13 protein-coding genes are annotated in these 14,563 nt (G+C 72.0%); 2 read left to right on the forward strand and 11 right to left on the reverse strand.

The genetic code is table 11. The features are described 5' to 3' along the window. Positions 1-387: 387 nt before the first annotated feature. The 9 genes from tyrS to argC all read right to left on the reverse strand — a co-directional run bounded on the left by tyrS (position 388) and on the right by argC (position 10,082). Complete coding sequence (tyrS, locus tag Plo01_RS27580) at positions 388-1,647, reverse strand: tyrosine--tRNA ligase (protein ID WP_203893619.1); 1,260 nt, start codon at positions 1,645-1,647, stop codon at positions 388-390. 191 nt (positions 1,648-1,838) lie between these two features. Further along, positions 1,839-2,630 (reverse strand): DNA-3-methyladenine glycosylase, encoded by a 792-nt coding sequence (locus tag Plo01_RS27585; RefSeq protein ID WP_203893620.1) that lies wholly within the window; start codon positions 2,628-2,630, stop codon positions 1,839-1,841. Continuing rightward, on the reverse strand, positions 2,612-4,009 hold the full coding sequence (gene argH / locus Plo01_RS27590) for an argininosuccinate lyase (protein ID WP_239317194.1): 1,398 nt from the start codon (positions 4,007-4,009) through the stop codon (positions 2,612-2,614). The genes Plo01_RS27585 and argH overlap by 19 nt, the downstream gene beginning before the upstream one ends. Positions 4,010-4,307: 298 nt before the next feature. Beyond that, complete coding sequence (locus Plo01_RS27595) at positions 4,308-4,811, reverse strand: arginine repressor (protein ID WP_203893622.1); 504 nt, start codon at positions 4,809-4,811, stop codon at positions 4,308-4,310. Continuing rightward, positions 4,808-5,734: an ornithine carbamoyltransferase gene (gene argF, locus Plo01_RS27600; RefSeq protein ID WP_203893623.1), complete on the reverse strand. Its 927-nt coding sequence runs from the start codon at positions 5,732-5,734 to the stop codon at positions 4,808-4,810. Before argF ends, Plo01_RS27595 begins: the two co-directional genes overlap by 4 nt. Continuing rightward, complete coding sequence (locus tag Plo01_RS27605; protein ID WP_239317196.1) at positions 5,727-6,875, reverse strand: acetylornithine transaminase; 1,149 nt, start codon at positions 6,873-6,875, stop codon at positions 5,727-5,729. The genes argF and Plo01_RS27605 overlap by 8 nt, the downstream gene beginning before the upstream one ends. 32 nt (positions 6,876-6,907) lie before the next feature. Continuing rightward, entirely contained in the window at positions 6,908-7,873 is a 966-nt protein-coding gene (gene argB, locus Plo01_RS27610) for an acetylglutamate kinase (RefSeq protein ID WP_203893677.1), read from the reverse strand. A 35-nt stretch (positions 7,874-7,908) separates the two neighbouring features. Further along, a complete protein-coding gene (gene argJ / locus Plo01_RS27615; protein WP_203893625.1) occupies positions 7,909-9,063 on the reverse strand; it encodes a bifunctional glutamate N-acetyltransferase/amino-acid acetyltransferase ArgJ in 1,155 nt (384 codons plus the stop codon). Next, a complete protein-coding gene (argC, locus tag Plo01_RS27620) occupies positions 9,060-10,082 on the reverse strand; it encodes an N-acetyl-gamma-glutamyl-phosphate reductase (protein ID WP_203893678.1) in 1,023 nt (340 codons plus the stop codon). The genes argJ and argC overlap by 4 nt, the downstream gene beginning before the upstream one ends. Positions 10,083-10,348: 266 nt before the next feature. On the opposite strand from argC, the gene Plo01_RS27625 reads away from it, so the two are divergent. Beyond that, a complete protein-coding gene (locus Plo01_RS27625; RefSeq protein ID WP_203893626.1) occupies positions 10,349-12,010 on the forward strand; it encodes a class I adenylate-forming enzyme family protein in 1,662 nt (553 codons plus the stop codon). Positions 12,011-12,118: 108 nt separating this feature from the next. After that, positions 12,119-13,387 (forward strand): MFS transporter, encoded by a 1,269-nt coding sequence (locus Plo01_RS27630; RefSeq protein ID WP_239317177.1) that lies wholly within the window; start codon positions 12,119-12,121, stop codon positions 13,385-13,387. 7 nt (positions 13,388-13,394) lie between these two features. On the opposite strand, the gene Plo01_RS27635 is transcribed toward Plo01_RS27630, so the two are convergent. Next, a complete protein-coding gene (locus Plo01_RS27635) occupies positions 13,395-13,679 on the reverse strand; it encodes a hypothetical protein (protein ID WP_203893627.1) in 285 nt (94 codons plus the stop codon). Then, positions 13,667-14,389, reverse strand: a complete 723-nt coding sequence (locus tag Plo01_RS27640) for a hypothetical protein (protein ID WP_203893628.1) — start codon at positions 14,387-14,389, stop codon at positions 13,667-13,669. The genes Plo01_RS27635 and Plo01_RS27640 overlap by 13 nt, the downstream gene beginning before the upstream one ends. Positions 14,390-14,563 lie beyond the last annotated feature (174 nt).

Consider the following 14,563-nt stretch of genomic DNA (forward strand, 5'->3'; position numbering starts at 1 on the left):
TCTTAACTTACCCTGGCATTCGCTTCTTGTCCAATCGCCTGGTTTCCCGGAGGCATAGACAGGGGGCGAACACTCAGGTTCGTCGGTGAGGGGGCCGCCCTGGGGCCCGTCCGCCGCGTAGGCGTCCGGCTCGCTCCCGGGCTCTGAAAACTTTAGGCGGCCTCCCGGATCGCGTCAAATCAATTCCTCCGGGCGAACTTGCAGGTCACCGGCTTTCCAGAGTCTCTGGAGGCCGACCCGCTACCAGAACGTTACCGAGCAGTCAGCACATGAGTGTCTTCACCGCCCGGTCCGTGAGGCGGCCGTACGGCAGCCACCGGCCCCTCGAACGACAGAGCGCCCCGGCCGGAGCCGGGGCGCTCGTCACAGGAGTCCTCGCCGCAACGATCAGACGACCTCGATCGCGCCGAACGTCTTGCCCCGCCGCAGCACCAGGTAGCGGCCGTGCAGCAGGTCCTCTGCGGCCGGCACGTAGGCCTCGTCCGTGACCTTGGCGTTGTTGAGGTAGGCGCCGCCTTCCTTGACCGCGCGCCGTGCCTCGGACTTCGACTTCACCAGCCCCGTCTCGGCCAGCAGGTCCACGAACGGCGCGCCCAGCGCGGCCACCTCCGCCCGCGGCACCTCCGCCAGCGCCGCCCCGAGGGTGCTCGCGGGCAGCTCCTCCAGCGAGCCCCGGCCGAACAGCGCGGCCGAGGCCGCGATCGCCGCGGCGCACTCGTCGGCGCCGTGCAGAAGGGTGGTGAACTCCTCGGCCAGCGCGCGCTGCGCCTCGCGGGCGGCGGGCCGCTCGGCCACGGCCTTCTCCAGTTCCTCGATCTCCTCGCGGGACTTGAAGCTGAAGATCTTCAGGAACTTCACCACGTCCCGGTCGTCGGCCTTCAGCCAGAACTGGTAGAAGGCGTACGGCGAGGTCATCTCCGGGTTGAGCCAGACCGCGCCGCCGGCGGTCTTGCCGAACTTGGTGCCGTCGGCCTTGGTGATCAGCGGCACGGTCAGCGCGTGCACGTGGTCACTGGTCACCCGGCGGATCAGGTCGGTGCCGGCGGTGATGTTGCCCCACTGGTCGCTGCCGCCGATCTGCAGCGCGCACCCGTAGCGCCGGTGCAGCTCCAGGTAGTCGTTGGCCTGCAGGATCTGGTAGCTGAACTCGGTGTAGCTGAGCCCCTCACCGGCCAGCCGGGCCGAGACCGACTCGCGGGCGAGCATGCGGTTGACCGGGAAGTGCTTGCCGACGTCGCGCAGGAACTCGATCGCGGAGATGCCCTCGGTCCAGTCGAGGTTGCTGACCATGAATCCGCGGGACTCGTCGGACAGGTCCAGGAACTTCTCGACCTGCACCCGGATGCGCGCGACCCACTCGGCCACGACCTCCGAGGAGTTGAGCGAGCGTTCGGTGCTGCGGCCGCTGGGGTCTCCGATCAGGCCCGTGGCGCCCCCCACCAGGCCGATGGCCCGGTGGCCGGCCTGCTGGAAGCGGGCCAGGGTCAGCAGCGGCACCAGGTTGCCGACGTGCAGGGAGGGCGCGGTGGGGTCGAAGCCGCAATAGACCGTGATCGGACCCTCGGCCATCTGCGCCCGCAGGGCGTCGACGTCGGTGGACTGCGCGATCAGGCCGCGCCAGGCGAGGTCATCCAGAATGTCGGTCACAATCCTTGCTTTCCTATGCTCGGAGGGTCATGTACGGCTTCGCCCTACAGCGTCTCTGGTTTCCCGAGTCACCTGAGTGATCCAGGTATCCCGGGCCTAGCGTAGCCGGTCCGCACCCGCCCCGGCATCGCGGTGAAAGGCGGGACCGGAAGGGGCGGGAAGGCGCCGCGCCGGCCCGGGAGACCCGATGGTCACGAGGTCCGGCGGCGCGGGACGTGCGGCCGGTACGGCGAGACCGTGGGGTCGCCGTCGATCCAGAAACGCCAGGGCGTCTCCTTCCCCGACGCGACCCCCGTGCGCGGCCCCGATCTGATCAGATCCGCGCCGGGAGGATCTCCTTCGAGTACGGCCAGCCTCCCGGGCTCCACCGCCGCCCCGCCGGTCGAATCGTTCCCGATCGTGTTCGCCCCGCCCGGCGAGCAGGCGTCGAGCCCGTTGTGCTCCCGGGCGAAGCCGAGCGCCACGGCCAGGCGCGCGGGCCCGCGGGCCAGGTCCCGCGGGGGGACGCCGCGGCCGGTGCCCGCGCTCCGCCGCGCCGCGGCGGTCTCGATCCCGGCGATCACCTCTCCGGCCCGCAGCAGCACGCCCGAGCCGACGCCCTCGGGGAGGCAGACCAGGTTCGCGCAGAAGTGCATGCCGTAGGTGAAGTAGACGTACACGTGGCCGGGCGGCCCGAACATCACCGCGTTGCGCGGCGTCAGTCCCCGGTACGTGTGGGCCGCGGGGTCCTCCCCCTGCAGGCCGTACGCCTCGACCTCGGTCAGCCGCAGCGCGACGGGCCCGTGCACGAGCACCCTTCCCAGCAGGTCCGGGGCGACCTCGTGCGCGGGCCGGTCGAAGAAGCCCCGCTCCAGCGGAACGGTCCCGGCGAGGCCCGGCGCGTCCGGCGGCGTCGGCCGTCCGTCGGAGCCGGGCCGGTCCGGCGGCGTCGGCCGTCCGTCGGAGCCGGGCCCCTCCGGCGGCGTCAGCTGCCGCTCGCCCATGCCGCCTGGGCGTCGACGTCCTCGCGCAGGACCGCCAGCTGGTCGCGGACGCGGTCGGGCGCCGTACCGCCGTGGGCCTTGCGGGCGGCCAGCGCGCCCGGGACCGAGAGGACCTCGCGCGTGTCGGGCGTGAAGTGCGGCGAGACCTTGGCGAGCTCCTCGTCGGTGAGCTCGTCGAGGTCCTTGTCGTTGACCTGGCACCAGACCACCAGATGGCCGACCGCCTCGTGCGCGTCGCGGAACGCGACGCCCTTGCGGACCAGCAGCTCGGCCAGGTCGGTGGCGAGGGCGAACCCGTCGGGCGCCGAGGCCTCCAGCTTGGCGGTGTTGACGCGCATCGTGGAGACCAGCCCGGCCATCGCCGGGAGCACCAGCAGCAGGGTGTCGACGGAGTCGAACACCGGCTCCTTGTCCTCCTGCAGGTCGCGGTTGTAGGTCAGCGGCAGGCCCTTGAGCGTGGTCAGCAGCGACATGAGGTTGCCGATGAGGCGGCCGCTCTTGCCGCGGGCGAGCTCGGCGACGTCGGGGTTCTTCTTCTGCGGCATGATCGACGAGCCGGTGGAGTAGGCGTCGTCCATCTCGATCCAGCGGAACTCCTGCGAGGCCCACAGGACGATCTCCTCGCCCAGCCGCGACAGGTGCGTGCCGATCATCGCGGCGCAGAACAGGAACTCGGCGGCGAAGTCGCGGTCGGCGACGGCGTCCATCGAGTTGGGGGCGGCGGAGTCGAAGCCCAGCTCGGCGGCGACGGCCTGCGGGTCGAGCGGGAGCGAGGAGCCCGCCAGCGCGCCGGAGCCGAGCGGGGAGACGGCCGCGCGCCGGTCCCAGTCGCGCAGCCGGTCGATGTCGCGGGCGAAGGCGTGCACGTGCGCCAGGAGCTGGTGGCCGAAGGAGACCGGCTGCGCGTGCTGCAGGTGGGTCATTCCGGGGGCGGCCGTCTCGGCGTGCGCCTCGGCCTGGCTCATCAGCGCGGTCTCCAGCTCGACCACGCGGGACACGATGGTCCTGACGTGGTCGCGCAGGTACAGCCGGAGGTCGGTGGCGATCTGGTCGTTGCGGGAACGGCCGGCGCGGAGCTTGCCGCCGAGGGCGCCCAGGCGCTCGAGCAGGCCGCGCTCCAGCGCGGTGTGCACGTCCTCGTCGGCCACGGTCGGCCGGAAGTCGCCCGATTTGCAGGCCTGCTCCAGGTCGTCCAGGGCGCCGATCATGCGTCCCAGCTCGTCCTCGGTGAGCAGCCCCGCGCGGTGCAGCACCCGGGCGTGCGCGCGCGAGGCCAGCAGGTCGTACGGCACCAGCCGCCAGTCGAAGTGCACGCTCACCGAGAGCCGGGTCAGCGCGTCGGCGGGTCCTCCCTCGAACCGCCCGCCCCACAGCCGCATCGGCTTGCCACCATCAGTCACCGTTCTTCTCCTCCCAGTTCAATCCGCGACACTAAAGGATGCCCGGCGGGCCCGCCCCCAGGTTGGGAGGGAACCGCCCCGGCCATCCGGCACCCTGATCAGTCCAACCGCGCGTCCCGGTGGAGGCGGTCTCGGCCGGCGGGGAGAAGGGTTGCCGCGGAGGCGTCGGGACCTCCGGAGCAGGCGGGTACGACCCGGTCACTCATGGTTCTCTTGCTCCAAGCAGTCTTCTGTCAAAGTCATGTCGGATGCGGCCCCGCGGCGCGGGACCGCACCCCTAGCTGCGCCGGTCGGCGAGGCGGAGCAGCGCGTCGGCGACCGGCGCGCCGCCCGTCGGGTCCCGGGTGATCACCAGGATCGTGTCGTCCCCGGCCACCGTGCCGAGGATCGACTCCCAGTCGGCGTGGTCGATGGCGGAGGCGAGGAACTGGGCGGCGCCCGGCGGGGTGCGGACGATCACGAGGTTCGCCGACGCCTCCGCGGAGACCAGCAGTTCCTCGGCCAGGCGGGAGAGCCGGGCGGCCGGGGACTCCCCGGTGCCCAGCCTGGCCAGCGGGATGCGCCCGCCGCCCTCGCCCGGCAGGGCGTAGACCAGGGAGCCGTCCTCGGCGCGGAGCTTGAGCGCGCCGAGTTCGTCCAGGTCCCGCGAGAGGGTGGCCTGGGTGACCTCGACCCCGCTCTCGGCCAGGAGCTTGGCCAGCTCCGGCTGGGAGCGCACGGCCTGGCGCTGCAGCAGTTCGGCGATCCGCGCCTGGCGGGCGGCCTTGGTCATGGGAATCATGACCCGCCCCCGGTGGCCAGCCAGTGCAGCAGGGCCTTCTGGGCGTGCAGGCGGTTCTCGGCCTGGTCCCACACGAGGCTGCGCGGGCCGTCGATGACCTCGGCGGTGATCTCCAGCTCCCGGTAGGCGGGCAGGCAGTGCAGCACGATCGCGTCGTCCGCGGCGGCGTCCGTCACGGCCGCGTTCACCTGGTACGGCATGAGCGCGGCGATGCGCTCCTCCTTGCCGTCCTGTCCCATGGAGACCCAGGTGTCGGTGGTGATCACGTGGGCGCCCCCGGCGGCGGCGAGGGGGTCGTCGAGCACGGCGACGCTGCCGCCGGTGCCCTCGGCGATCTCGGCGGCGCGGGCCACGATCACCCGGTCGGGCCGGTAGCCCTCGGGGGCGCAGATCCGCACGTGCATCCCGGCGGTGGCCCCGCCGAGCAGGTAGGAGTGGGCCATGTTGTTGGCGCCGTCGCCGTAGTAGGCGAGTGTGAGCCCGGCGCTCCTGCCGAAGCGCTCGCGGACGGTCTGCAGGTCGGCGAGGATCTGGCAGGGGTGGTACTCGTCGGTGAGGGCGTTGACCACGGGGACGGACGAGGCGGAGGCCATGGCCTCGATCCGCTCCTGCCCGGCGGTCCGCCACACGATGGCCGCGACCTGGCGCTCCAGCACCCGGGCGGTGTCCTCGACGGACTCGCCCCGGCCCATCTGGGAGGAGCCGGCGTCCAGCACGAGCGGGAGCCCGCCCAGCTCGCCGATGCCGACGCTGAAGGAGACGCGGGTGCGGGTGGAGTGCTTGTCGAAGAGCACCGCGACGGTCTTGGGCCCCTCGAAGGGGCGGTAGCCGAACCGGTCCTTCTTCATCGCCTCGGCCAGGTCGAGCACCTGGGCCTGCTCGGCGGGGGTCAGGTCGTCGTCCTTGAGGAAGTGTCTAGTCACGGGAGGCCTCGTCGAGGATCGCGGGGAGCGCGGCCACGAACGTCGCGACCTGCTCGGAGGTGATGATCAGCGGCGGCGCGAGCCGTACCGCGTCGGGCTGCAGGGCGTTGACCAGGAAGCCCGCCTTCTGCGCGGCGGCCTGGACCCGGGCGGAGCGGCCGGCGGTGAGCACGAGCGCGAGCCACAGGCCCCGGCCGCGCACCCCCTTGAGCAGCGGGTGCCCGATCGCGGCGATGCCGTCGGCGAGCTCGGCGCCGACCGTGCGGACGTGCTCCAGCAGGCCGTCGTTCTCGATGGTGTCGAGTACGGCCAGCGCGGCGGCGGCCGAGACGGGGTTGCCGCCGAAGGTCGAGCCGTGGTCGCCCTTGGCGAAGATCGTACCGGCCGCCCCGAAACCGACGCAGGCGCCGATCGGCATGCCGCCGCCCAGGCCCTTGGCCAGGGTCAGGATGTCGGGCAGCACGCCCTCGTGCTGGTGGGCGAACCAGTGGCCGGTCCGGCCGATCGCGGACTGGATCTCGTCGGCGACCAGCAGCGCCCCGGAGGCGGTGCAGATCTCGCGGGCGGCCCGGAAGTAGCCGTCCGGCGGGGGCACGACTCCGGCCTCGCCCTGGGTGGGCTCCAGGAAGACGGCGGCGCACCCGTCGGTGACGGCGTTCTTGAGCGCGTCGGCGTCGCCGTACGGGACGAAGCGGACGTCGGTCGGGAAGGGGCCGAACTGGTCGCGGATCGAGGGCTTGCCGGTCAGCGAGAGCGCACCCAGGGTGCGGCCGTGGAAGGCGTTCTCGGCGGCGACGACGTAGGTGCGGCCGGTGGCCTTGCCGTACTTCAGCGCCAGCTTGAGGGCGCACTCGTTGGCCTCGGTGCCGGAGTTGGCGAGGAAGACCCGGGCCTGGCCGCCGAGCAGGCCGATCAGCCGCTCGGCGAGCAGCACCTCGGGCTCGTTCAGGAACAGGTTGCTGGTGTGCGCGATGGTGGCGACCTGGCGGGAGACGGCCTCGACGAGCGCGGGGTGGGCGTGGCCGAGGGAGCTGACCGCGATGCCGCCGATCATGTCGAGGTAGCGGTTGCCGTCGGCGTCCCGGACCTCGCAGCCCTCGCCGCGGGCCAGCGCCACCGGGGGCACGCCGTAGTTGGGCATGAAGGCGGCTTCGAACCGGTCGTACAGGCTGCTCACGTGTCGCTCCCGTTCAGTCTGATGGTGGCGGTCAGCCTGCGCTTGACCAGGTCCGGCACGGCGACCGCGGGGGCGGCCTCGGAGGCGGCGCCGGGCAGCACCATCGTCCCGATGCCCTCGTCGGTGAAGATCTCCAGCAGTACGGCGTGCGGCACCCGGCCGTCGAGCACGTGCGCCTGGGGCACGCCGCCCTGGACGGCGGAGAGGCACGCCTCCATTTTGGGCACCATGCCGCTGGACAGGTTCGGCAGGAGCTCCTCCAGCTCGCCCGCGGTGAGGCGGCTGATCACTTCGTCGCTCTCCGGCCAGTTGCGGTAGAGGCCCTCGACGTCGGTCAGGACGATCAGCTTGGACGCCCGCAGCGCCACGGCGAGCGCCGCGGCGGCCGTGTCGGCGTTGACGTTGTAGACGGTGCCGTCCTCGCCGCGGGCGACGGAGGAGATCACCGGGATGCGCCCGTCGTCCAGCAGCGCCTGCACGGCCCCGGCCTCGACCCGGACGATCTCGCCGACCTGGCCGATGTCCACCTTGGCGCCGTCGACGACGGCGTGCTTGCGCTCGGCGGTGAACAGGTGGGCGTCCTCGCCGGACATGCCGATGGCGAGCGGGCCGTGCCGGTTGATCAGCCCGACCACGTCGCGGTTGACCTGGCCGACCAGGACCATCCTGACCACCTGCATCGCCTCGGGGGTGGTGACCCGCAGGCCGGCGGTGAAGGTGGACTCGATGCCGAGCCGGTCGAGCTGGGCGTTGATCTGCGGGCCGCCGCCGTGCACGATGACCGGCTTGAGCCCGGCGTAGCGCAGGAAGACGACGTCGTCGGCGAACTTCTCCCGCAGGTGCTCCTCGGTCATCGCGTTGCCGCCGTACTTGATGACGACGGTCGCGCCCTGGAAGCGGGCCAGCCAGGGCAGCGCCTCGATCAGCGTGGTGGCCTTGGAGAGGGCTCCGTCGACCCGCATCCCGTTGGCGCCGCCGGTCCCCGTTCCTTCGGCGCTCATGACGAGTACGCCGAGTTCTCGTGGACGTAGGCCGCGGTGAGGTCGGTGGTGTGCACCGTCGCCGAGTGCGGCCCGGCCGACAGGTCGACGGTGATCGTCACGTCGCGGGGGCGCAGGTCGACCTTGGAGCGGTCGTCCCCGGCGGCGCCGCCCCGGCAGATCCAGACGCCGTTGATGGCGACGTTGAGCCGGTCGGTCTCGAAGACGGCGTCGGTGGTGCCGACCGCCGAGAGCACCCGGCCCCAGTTGGGGTCCTCGCCGTGGATGGCGCACTTGAGGAGGTTCGAGCGGGAGACGGCGCGGCCGACGGTGACCGCGTCCTCCTCCGAGGCGGCGCCGACGACCTCGATGGCGATGGCCTTGGAGGCGCCCTCGGCGTCCACCAGGAGCTGGCGGGCGAGATCGGCGCAGACCTCGGTGATCTTCTTCTCGAACTCGGCGAGGTCGGGGACGACGCCGGAGGCGCCGCTGGCCAGCAGCAGCACGGTGTCGTTGGTGGACATGCAGCCGTCGGAGTCGAGCCGGTCGAAGGTGACGCGCGTCGCCTTGCGGAGCACCGCGTCGAGCTGCTCGGAGGTCAGCTCGGCGTCGGTGGTGATCACGCAGAGCATGGTGGCCAGCGCGGGGGCGAGCATGCCCGCGCCCTTGGCCATGCCGCCGACCATGTAGCCGCCCTCGCCCCGCTTGAAGGAGATCTTCGAGACGGTGTCGGTGGTGCGGATGGCGTCGGCGGCGGCCAGGCCGCCGTCCCTGCTGAGCTGGGAGGCCGCGATGTCCACCCCGTCGAGCAGGGTGTCGATCGGCAGCCGCTCGCCGATCAGGCCGGTGGAGCAGACCGCGATCTCGCCGGCCGAGTCGTCCAGCACGGCGGCGGCCTTCTCGGCGGTGGCGTGGGTGTCCTGGAAGCCGAGCGGTCCGGTGCAGGCGTTGGCGCCGCCGGAGTTGAGGACGACCGCTCGGACCCGGCCCCCGGCCAAGACCTGCGCCGACCAGAGCACGGGGGCGGCCTTCACGCGGTTGGCGGTGAAGACGCCGGCCGCCGCGCGGGACGGGCCGTCGTTGACGACGAGAGCCAGGTCGCGGGCGCCGCCGGTCTTGATGCCGGCGGCGATGCCCGCGGCCCGGAAGCCGAGGGGGGCGGTCACGCTCATGGGGCGACTCCATTGAGAGGAAGGCCGAGCTCTTCGGGCAGGCCCAGCGCGAGGTTGGCGCTCTGGACCGCGCCTCCCGCCGTGCCCTTGGTGAGGTTGTCGATGGCGATGACGACCACGACGCGCCCGGCGCGCTCGTCCAGGGCGACCTGGAGGGCGGCGGTGTTGGCGCCGAGGGTCATCGAGGTGGCGGGCCACTGCCCGGCGGGCAGCAGCCGCAGGAACGGCTCGTCCTTGGCCGCGAGCTCGTAGGCCTCGCGCAGGGCCTCGGCGGTCACGCCGGGCCGGGCGGGGGCGGTGCAGGTGGCGAGGATGCCGCGGCTCATCGGGGCCAGCATCGGGGTGAAGGAGACCGTCACCGGCTCGCCCGCGACGGCCGCCAGGTTCTGCTCCATCTCCGGGGTGTGCCGGTGCGTGCCGCCGACGCCGTAGGCGCTGACCGAGCCCATGACCTCGCTGCCCAGCAGGTGCGGCTTGAGGGACTTGCCGGCCCCGCTGGTGCCGGTGGCGGCGACCACGACCACGTCGGGCGCGGCGAGGCCGGCGGCCAGGGCGGGGAACACGGCCAGGGTGACGGCGGTGGGATAGCAGCCGGGGACGGCGATCCTGCGGGTGTCGCGGAGCCGCTCGCGCTGGCCGGGCAGCTCGGGCAGGCCGTACGGCCAGGTGCCCGCGTGCGCGCCGCCGTAGAAGTGCTCCCACGCGGCGGGGTCGGTCAGGCGGAAGTCGGCGCCGCAGTCGACGATCAGCGTGTCGGGCCCGAGCTGCTCGGCGATGGCGGCGGACTGGCCGTGCGGGAGGGCGAGGAAGACGACGTCGTGGCCGCCGAGGGTCTCGGCGGTGGTCTCCAGCAGCGGCCGGCCGGCCAGCGGGGCGAGGTGGGGCTGGTGCGCGCCCAGGAGGGTGCCCGCGTTGGAGCCCGCGGTCAGCGCGCCGATCTCGATGCCCGGGTGGGACAGGAGCAGGCGCAGGAGCTCGCCTCCGGCATAGCCGCTGGCACCGGCGATCGCCGCTCTCATCCGTCCCCCGATCTTTGCATGCTTATGCATGGCCGTTCATAGATTTGCTAGAGAGATTATGCAATGTTCAGGATTTTTATGCAAGGCGATGCTCGGGCGACGAGACGGCTCCACCCCCGCGAGCAGGGACGGAAAGCCGCCGGATGGGTATCACCGATGAATGGGCGTGCCGACTGAATGTTTCGTGACATTTCAGCCCTGTTGCGCGTACCTACCGGTCGGTATCGTGACGTTTCCGGTCCCTCCACACCCGGGGAGTACAACGCATGACTGTCACCCACGACCAGGTCCAGGCCCAGCTCACCGGTCCCGGACAGCTTTTCGAGATGGAGGAGGTCCCCGGCCAGGGCGGCACGGTCAGGACCTGGAAGCACGCCCCCGCGCACTTCCGCGCTCTCCTGGAGATGAGCCGGTTCCACGGTGACAAGGTATTCCTGACCTACGAGGACGAGCACATCACCTACGAGGAGCACTTCCGGCGGGCGGCCACGCTGGCGCGGCGCCTCGTGGAGGAGTACGGCGTCGCCAAGGGCGACCGGGTCGCCATCGCCATGCGCAACTACCCCGAGTGGGTGGTCTCCTTCTCCGCCGCGCTGGCCGCCGGGGCGATCGCCGTACCGCTCAACGCCTGGTGGACCAGGCCGGAACTGGAGTTCGGCCTGTCGAACTCCGGCTCCAAGGTGCTCATCGCCGACGGCGAGCGCGCCGCCCTGCTCGCCGGCGCGGGCCCGGCGCTGATCGTGACGCGCGGCGAGGTCCCCGAGGGCGCCCGCTCCTTCCAGGACGTGCTCGGCGAGGTCGCGGCGGACGTGACGCTGCCGGAGGTCGAGCTCTCCCCCGACGATCCGGCCACCATCTTCTACACCTCCGGCACCACCGGCGTGCCCAAGGGCGCGCTCGGCAGCCACCGCAACGTCGGCCAGTCCCCCCTGACCGTGGCCTACAGCCTGCTGCGCGCCGTGGTCCGGGCCGGCAAGGACCCGGGCGAGTCGGCCGGGCAGCGCCGCGTCACCCTGCTCACCGTGCCGCTGTTCCACGTGACCGGCTGCTTCGCGGTGATGACCACCACGATGTTCAGCGGCGGCGGCCTGGTGCTGATGTACAAGTGGGACCCGGGCAAGGCCCTGGAGCTGATCGAGCGCGAGAAGATCACCGGCATCAGCGGCGTGCCCACCAATGTCTGGCAGCTGCTCTCCCACCCCGACCTGGAGAAGTACGACATCTCCAGCCTCAACTCCCTCGGGTACGGCGGCGCCCCCGCCCCGCCCAAGCTCCTGGAGCGCATCGGGGAGAAGCTGCCGAGCCGGGCCCCGACCAACGGCTACGGCATGACCGAGACCACCGCGCTGGCGATCAACAACGCCGGCGCCGACTACGCGGCCAAGCCCGACAGCATCGGCCTGCCGGTCGCCGTGGTCGACGTCAAGATCGCCGACCCGCTCGGCGAGGAGCTGCCGGTCGGCGAGGTCGGCGAGCTGTGCATGCGCGGCCCGAACGTGATCATGGGCTACTGGAACCGCCCCGAGGCCACCGCCGAGACCTTCGTCGGCGGCTGGCTGCACACCGGCGACCTGGCCCGGATCGACGAGGACGGCTTCGTCTACATCGTGGACCGGGCCAAGGACATGGTCATCCGCGGCGGCGAGAACGTCTACTGCGCCGAGGTCGAGGCCGCCCTCTTCGAGCACCCGGCGATCGACGACGCCGCGGTGATCGGCATCCCCCACGACGAGCTGGGCGAGGAGGTCGGCGCGGTGGTGCGGCTGAAGGCCCCGGCCACCCCCGAGGAGCTCCAGGAGTTCCTGCGCGGGCGGATCGCGCCGTTCAAGGTCCCGGTCACGTTCTGGATCCGCGAGGCCGAGCTGCCCCGCAACCCCGGCGGCAAGATCCTCAAGACCCACCTCCGCAAGGAGGTCCTCGGCGCGTGAGGTCCCCGGCCCGCCCGATAACCGTTTGCCCTCGGGCGGGCCGGGACCCGAAACTAGCTGTTCGTGCCCGAAAATCCTGATTACTCGCTCAGAGGTCTGCTCCGCCGCATGCGGATGGACCTGAGCCCGCTGCGTGACTCCCGGGACTTCCGGCTGCTGTTCGGCTCGGGGGTGATCGGGATGTTCGGCACGTTCCTCACCGTGGTCGCCGTCCCGCTGCAGATGAAGCAGCTCACCGGCTCGCCGCTGGCGGTCGGGCTGGTCAGCGCGGCCGAGTTCGTGCCGATGGTGGTCTGCGGCCTGTGGGGCGGGGCCATCGCGGACGCGCTCGACCGCCGGAAGATCATCTTGTACACCGAGGTGGGTCTCTGCGTCACCGTCACGATCCTGCTGGTCAACGCGCTGCTCCCGGATCCCCAGGTCTGGGTTCTCTACGTGGTCGGCGCGCTGTCGGCCGGGCTCGGCAGCCTGCAGCGGCCCAGCCTCGAATCGCTGATGCCCCGGGTCGTCCGGCATGACCAGCTCGCCGCGGCCGCCGCGCTCGGCGCCTTCCGCTGGAACCTCGGCGCCATCGTCGCCCCCGGTCTCAGCGGCCTGATCGCCGCCGCGTACGGCGTCGCCGCCGCCTACGCGGTCAACGTGGCCACCTTCCTGGCCTCGCTGATCCTGCTCTGGCTGGTGAAGGCCCCGCCGCAGGCCGAGGACGCGACCCCCGCCTCGATCAGGTCGATGGTCGACGGCGTGCGCTACGCCGTGGGCCGCCCCGACCTGATGGGCACCTACCTGGTGGACGTCGCGGCGATGGTCTTCGCCTTCTCCACCGCGCTCTACCCGTTCCTCGCCGACCAGGTCGGCAGCCCCGAGTCGCTGGGCCTGTTCTACTCCGCCGCCGCCGTGGGCTCGCTGATCGCCTCGGTCACCTCCGGCTGGACCGGCCACGTCCACCGGCACGGCCTGGGTGTGATCGTCGCCGCCCTCGTGTGGGGAATCGCGGTGGCGCTGGCCGCCGTCATGCCGAACATGTGGGGCATCCTCGCCTTCTTCGCCCTGGCCGGGGCCGCCGACATGATCAGCGGCGTCTTCCGGGCGACCATCTGGAACCAGACCATCCCCGACTCCTACCGCGGCCGCCTGGCCGGAATCGAGCTGCTCTCCTACACCAGCGGCCCGATGCTGGGCAACGCCCGGGCCGGCCTGATGGACCACCTGGGCGGCACCCGCTTCTCCCTGGGCGCGGGCGGGCTGCTCTGCGTGGGCGCCGTCGTCGCCCTGGCCGGGCTCCTGCCGAAGTTCCGGAACTACGACGCCCGCACCGACGAGCACGCCGTCCGCGAACGCGCCCGCCGCGAAGAGCTCGCCCAGGCCACGACCTCATGAATGAGGCTCACTGACGAAGCGCGTGCTCACGGTCGCCGAGCAGCAGCAGGAGCACCACGAGGAGCAGCAGGCCGGCGAGCGCGCCGGCGTGGTTCTCCAGCGCCAGCGTCCATCGGTGTTCAGGAGACGGATACGCGGACGCGACCGCGAACATGAAGACCGCCTTCCACGAGCCCCAGGCGAACAAGGCCCCGGAAGCCACCCAGGTCAGCAGCATGGGGATCCAGAACCGCATGCGGCTGCGCCGGCGGGTCAGGGTCCACACCCCCCAGGCGGCGATCAGGGCCCACACGCCGTCGTTCGCGGTGAGAAGGTGCCACCCCGCAGGTCCCCGGAGCCGGGCCGCTCAAGACCCGCGGCGCCTCCCAGGGCCCAGTAGATCTGGGGCAGGCCGATTCCGACGCAGACGGCTGTCGCGATCCGGGCCGCGGTCGCCTGCAGCGGTCCGCTCGCGCTCGCCGCGCTCCCGGCCTCGTCCACCCGTCCGGTGAACGCGGCCGGCCATCGCTGCCTGGCGTAAAGGGGGGCGGCGACCGCCAGTCCGAGCGCGAATCCGGTGAAGGACAGGCCGATCAGCGGAAGTTCCCACGCCGGCAGCGCCGCGCTCCCCGTCGCCTCCCAGTCGTCTTGCGCCAGCAGGAGGGAGACCGGGAGGAGCGGAATCATCGAGACCAGGAATCCCATGCCGATCCACGCGGGCGACAGCAGCAGCCACGCGGGGACCCGCGCGCCCCACCGCTGGCCCAGCGCCAGGCCGAGCACGATCGCCAGACCTGCCATGCCGACGGTCAGGCCGTTGATCGCCGCCCAGTTCAACGTGCTCCAGGCGCCCTCGTGCAGACCTCCGCCCCGCAGGCCGTCCACCGTCCAGAAGATCTTGATGATGAAGTACGGCAGCATCGCGAGAGCCGCTCCGTACGCCGCGATTCTCCGCACCGTCGTCCAGCGCCGTCCCGGCTCGCCGATCGTCACCGCTCCACCCGATGCCTCCGGAATCCGCACCGAAGCCCCTCCTTCCCGTGCGACGGCTCTCCCGGAAGCGGGAGGACAGCCGTCCCGACAACGCCCGCGGACAACGACACCCGTGACACGCGTCGCTCTGCGGGGCGCTCCTGATCATCGCCGGGATTCGCTGTGAAGGGCCTGAGTGATGCTGTGAAGATCCTGAGCGAGGTC

This window comes from Planobispora longispora, from assembly GCF_016863135.1.
GTDB classification, from domain to species: Bacteria; Actinomycetota; Actinomycetes; order Streptosporangiales; family Streptosporangiaceae; genus Planobispora; species Planobispora longispora.